Raw genomic sequence first — 4,761 nt, 5'->3', positions numbered from 1 at the left:
GGGCTCGAAGCCGTCTTCCAAGCATTTTTGATTAACGTCAGCTTTCGGGTCGTTTGCAGCCGCTGACTCCCTGCGATTTGGGTGGCAAGGTCACGCATTTTTGCGGATGCGTCACACCTTTCTGATTCAAGTCACATAATATCAATGATTTAGCCCTGGCATGTGTCACGCCTTTATTGGCGGTGGCCACAGATTTCTGAACTCCGAACCCTCACTTTGTTCAACAGAAGCGGACCGAACTTCCTCGTGCCGCAGAGAACAGTTGAGGTTGATGTGACCAAGTTGACACAAGATCAGCTGGCGGAGCGGTGGCACATGTCGCCGCGAACGCTAGAGCAGTGGCGGTGGCTCGGAAAGGGTCCCAGGTTTTTGAAGATCGGCGCGCGCGTTTTATACGATGAAGGCGTGATCGAAGCCTATGAAGAGGCCCAGATCTGCCAGAACACATGCGGACCAATTTCCGGGGAGGGTGTGTAATGGCAAAGTCCTTCCCCTCACACAAAGTCAAATCGCACCTTGTCTACACAGTCTGGGAGGTGGCGGACGTTTTGGGCTGTCATCGCCAGACCGTCATTCGCTGGATTTGGAACAACGGACTTGCGGCTGATACCAGCAGCAAGCCTTGGTTGATCGAAGGACATGTGCTCAAGAACTTCCTCGGACAAAGACAACGCAAGGCGCGGTGCAAGTTGGCATTGCATCACTGCTACTGCCTCAGTTGCAGAGGTCCGCGTGAACCTGACGGCAAGATTGCGGATTATGTTCAGGAAACAGCTTCCAGCGGCCGCGTAACAGCCCTCTGTCCGACGTGCGGTGCGGTCATGAATAAGATCATTCGCCGTTCAGATCTGGAAGCCATTCAGGCCAAACTGGAGGTCACAATTCAACAAGCCTCCCCAAGATTAGTGTCCTGTGCTGAACCCCATTCAAAAGTGACATTGAAAGAGGAGCCCGAGACCCATGTCAAAACACACCTCGGATAACCTGCGTATCAAGCGCAAACACCTCGTCTGGCTGAAGGACGCAAAGGGGCTGTCGCAATCTTCGATCGACAAAGCTGCAGCGTCGATTGCCATCTATGACAGATGGCTCAAAGGCAAGGACTACAGGGCGTTTCATTCAGAAAGGGCGCGCGCGTTCAAACGCCATCTGCAAAGTTTGCGCAACGAACGCACGGGCGCCCCATTGTCGGCTGCCACGATAAACGGTGTGTTGCGCGATGTAATGAAGCTCTTTGACTGGATGGCGGACCAACCGGGGTACAAGTCAAAGATCTCACGCTCAGACATTGCCTATCTCACGCCGGATCGCAAATCGGAACAGGCCCGTCGTAGCACTCTTTGGAAGCCGCATCCGTCTCCCGAACAGGTGGACCACCTTTTGTCTTCGATGCCGGTGGAAACCGTAATCCAGCGCCGTGATCGCGCCCTGATTGCCTTCTTGTTCCTGACCGGATCGCGCGAAGGTGCGGCCATCACAGTGCAACTGCGACACGTCGACCTTGCGAACAGATGCGTGCAGTTTGACGGACGTTCCGTGGATACGAAGTTTGGAAAGTCCTTCACGGCCAGCTTTTTTCCCTTCGGTGATAACGTCGAACAAATTATGCGAGAATGGATCGGAGAGCTTCGTAAGGACCATCTCTTCTCAGACACAGATGCTTTATTTCCAAAAACGCGCGTTGCTGTTGGCCCGTCTCGGCGCTTTGAGACCATGGGGATCGCGCGTGAGCCGTGGGCAGGCCCGTCATCAGCGGCCGGAATCTTCAAGAAAGCCTTCATCAACGCTGGGCTGCCACCGTTTTCGCCGCACCGCGTGCGAGATACGATCGCAGAGCTGGCAAAACTTCACTGCAGGACACCAGAGGACTATAAAGCCTGGTCGCAGAACATGGGACACGACGACGTGATGACGACGTTCAGCTCCTATGGTTCTGTTTCACCTGGCCGTCAGGTCGAACTGATGGGGCGGTTTCGCCGCCGTGGACCGTTGCCAGACGAGGACGCGGTTATTGATGAATGATCAGCTCCGGTGACGCACCCGAACGACCACGCGCTCGGGAGCAAGCCGGTATCCATGCCAAGGGAGATTTTCAATCAGCTCTTGGGGCTTATCAACTGACAGGCCAGCGGACTCCAATCTCCCTGCAAGCGTTCTGCGAGCAGTCTGAATTCTCCGTCTAACGGCTTCGTCGGATTCAACGCCTAATTTTTCAACGAGTTCGCCAGATTTCACGCAGTGATGGTCCATGGGTTCGAGACCTTCACCAGCAGAACGGAGCCACTCTTCAGCCAAGACCACTAACAGGTCAGCTGTGGCATTTTTCTTAAGCTCAACATGTTCGCCGATCACAACCAAACGGGAGGCTTTGTCGATTTCTATGGACAGCGGAAGTTGCTGTTTCTCGTTTTTATCAACTGAGGCCGCAGGTACGAACGGCAAGGTCAAGGCGCTCTGCATCGCACCATATAGTCTTGGCAAACTCTGTTCAGGGAACTCACCGGGTGACTTGCTTTCAAGAGTTTGACGCATCACCGATGTGACCGCCTTTCCATGGCGGTTCAGCAAATCTGCGATCATCACCATGGCTGTGTCTGGCGGATTGTCGAGGTAATTGACCGCATCCAACACAACGGGGAAATTTCGGATCAGTGCATCTGGCGTGGCGTTTTCAAACAACACTGCATTGCGCACATAGGACAACGCCATCTCCCGGTCGATGCCGTTCGGTCGAGCGTCCGACATCAAGTCCACGCGATACGCATCTTCAGGGTCAAAACGTTCAAGCCCTATTGAGAGCATCGCAAAACGCCGATCGATACACTGCGAACAGCGACCGCAATGGAAGTATTGATTGGTTTGATTATGCACATCCGCGCAACTGCGCGTCTCGACAATTTGATCTGCCATCCCAAGTTGGGAGATGCGCTCCACGACTTCAGCTTTAGTGCGCGCGAAGTAGGGATTGTCGACGCGCATATCGTTCTCGAAAACAAGCTGCAGAAAACCGGTCAACAGGTTGAGTGCCTTAGGATGGGTCGTTCTCGTCGCTCGCGTTCCAATGACACTGCCAACCGGCGGCAGGTTGAGGCTCACAACGCCGTTTTCATGGAACGACAAGCGGTCCAGTCCGAAGGCCTTTGCAGTGATCGACCCAAGTACCGCGAACAAGAATGAGCGCGTGCGATGCGTTCTTTCCGCAGTCGATCGACCCTTCAACTGGGCGCTCATGGGAATGTGACGGCACTTTTCCGGTCCGTACCGTTTGCTCAACGCTGAGATCAGCCGTTTCTGGACCGGCGCTATTTTCGTGGACGAGGCATGACTGACCAAAGCAACCCGATGCTTCTGTTCCACGATTTCTTCCACAGCGCCCGCAAAGGAATCGAGCCCGCCGGAAAACATCAAGACACGGTGGGGCTTCCATGAACTATTTCGACCGAATTTGAAGAAGCGCGATCGCTCTGCATCCGGTTCGTCTTTGATCGAAAAAGAAAATTCAAAGCGATCGCCGGATAGAAACATCAACGTTTCTTCCAGAGCCTGTATTACGCTCTCACGTTGCCAGAAATCCAGATCGCGTACCGGCATGGTGGCTACGAACCGTCTGTGCCACTTCTCACCCATCTTCTGATCTGCCAAACCACCACGGCTGACTGCCGCGTCCGCGCAATAGACAAGCGCGGCAATCTCCAGCAAATCGAGCACACGATCCTGCAATCCCTCGACCAATTGACGGTTCAATTGTCCAATCCGTAGCGTCATTGCGACTTCGCGGCCAGCAATGTCGAGACGCAGGACTTCATCACCGCCGCTTTTTGTCAGGGGCGGCAACCATCTGACTTCAACTTCAGGCAACGGCGCGACGGCGCCCAAATTCCGAGCGCATCTTTTTGAACGCGTAAGCTGTGAACTTGTCTATTGCATCGCGATCAAGCGCCTGCTTCTGCCAGACGGTTTTGCCATACCAGCCGCCCGCATATTCTTCGACGATTCTTGACACTTCAAATGTGTGCTGGGCCAGGGCTTGTTGAAATGCCACTCGCTGTGCATCGGTTGAAAAGCGTCGATCCTCGCCAGTGTGATTGGCGAGTTCCCGGCTCAGATAGTAGTCTAGAGAGCGGTATGTCAGCCGGGCAAAGAAATCCCGCGCGAGTCTCGCAAATGCATCACCCACGGCGAAACTCGCGAGTGCTTGGCGAATTTCTTGCGGTGTCGGTTCAAACAGCGATGGCAACCGGTCGTGCAGCTGAACGGAAAGGCTTTCCAAGAGCGCGGCCTTCGCCAATTCGCCTGCATCTGAGGAACCTCGGAGATCAAAACTGTTGCGATCAACAACGCGTTCCAATCCTGCAAGCAGTCCTGTCACAGAGTTAAGCTCTGATCTGTCGATTCCGAGATCGACCAAAGCGTCTTCGAAGCCAGGGGCCCTCGCAAGCAAAGGCAACCGCACCAGAAGATCACTTACAAATTGAAACCGAGGGTCACGACTCGCCCGTTTAAGATCTTTGTCGGATGCATCCGCTGCGGCCTCGGCGATCTGTTCGACCGGCGCATTGGTTGCGATCAGATCAACGACCTCGCGCCACTTCCTGGACCGAGGCAAAGTGCCAAGCCTGATGTGTCCCATCCGCTCCTCCCTTGCCTGAAGAGTCATTCAACCATCAGGCGAATGTAAAGGGAAAAATGGCGGCCTTCGCTTACCCTGCGCTTACCCGAAGCGAGTGTTAGGCATGAGATCGCCTCGTAAGTCTTTGAAAA

At 54.4% G+C, this 4,761-nt stretch carries 4 protein-coding genes; 2 read left to right on the top strand and 2 right to left on the bottom strand.

Annotated elements, in window-relative coordinates:
* The first annotated feature begins 476 nt into the window (after nucleotides 1-476).
* On the top strand, nucleotides 477-983 hold the full coding sequence (locus tag ACR0J4_RS23025; protein WP_170644470.1) for a helix-turn-helix domain-containing protein: 507 nt from the start codon (nucleotides 477-479) through the stop codon (nucleotides 981-983).
* Nucleotides 961-2,022, top strand: a complete 1,062-nt coding sequence (locus tag ACR0J4_RS23020; protein ID WP_170644468.1) for a site-specific integrase — start codon at nucleotides 961-963, stop codon at nucleotides 2,020-2,022. Before ACR0J4_RS23025 ends, ACR0J4_RS23020 begins: the two co-directional genes overlap by 23 nt.
* Here ACR0J4_RS23020 and ACR0J4_RS23015 read toward each other — a convergent pair whose 3' ends face one another.
* Both ACR0J4_RS23015 and ACR0J4_RS23010 read right to left on the bottom strand, forming a co-directional pair.
* Nucleotides 2,023-3,876 carry a 7-cyano-7-deazaguanine synthase gene (locus ACR0J4_RS23015; protein ID WP_480668836.1) on the bottom strand — a complete coding sequence of 618 codons (1,854 nt, stop codon included), beginning with the start codon at nucleotides 3,874-3,876 and terminating at the stop codon, nucleotides 2,023-2,025.
* Nucleotides 3,851-4,408 carry a hypothetical protein gene (locus ACR0J4_RS23010; RefSeq protein ID WP_480668835.1) on the bottom strand — a complete coding sequence of 186 codons (558 nt, stop codon included), beginning with the start codon at nucleotides 4,406-4,408 and terminating at the stop codon, nucleotides 3,851-3,853. Before ACR0J4_RS23010 ends, ACR0J4_RS23015 begins: the two co-directional genes overlap by 26 nt.
* Nucleotides 4,409-4,761: the final 353 nt, after the last annotated feature.

The sequence above is a fragment of the Ruegeria sp. B10 genome, assembly GCF_056539825.1.
Note: the sequence above shows the minus strand (reverse complement) of the source record. Positions and strands in the feature narration are given on the sequence as shown.

What these genes read in the sequence shown, in the direction of transcription:
- ACR0J4_RS23025 (WP_170644470.1), top strand. Translation starts at nt 477, where the DNA reads ATGGCAAAGTCCTTCCCCTCACACAAAGTCAAATCGCACCTTGTCTAC.
- ACR0J4_RS23020 (WP_170644468.1), top strand. Translation starts at nt 961, where the DNA reads ATGTCAAAACACACCTCGGATAACCTGCGTATCAAGCGCAAACACCTC.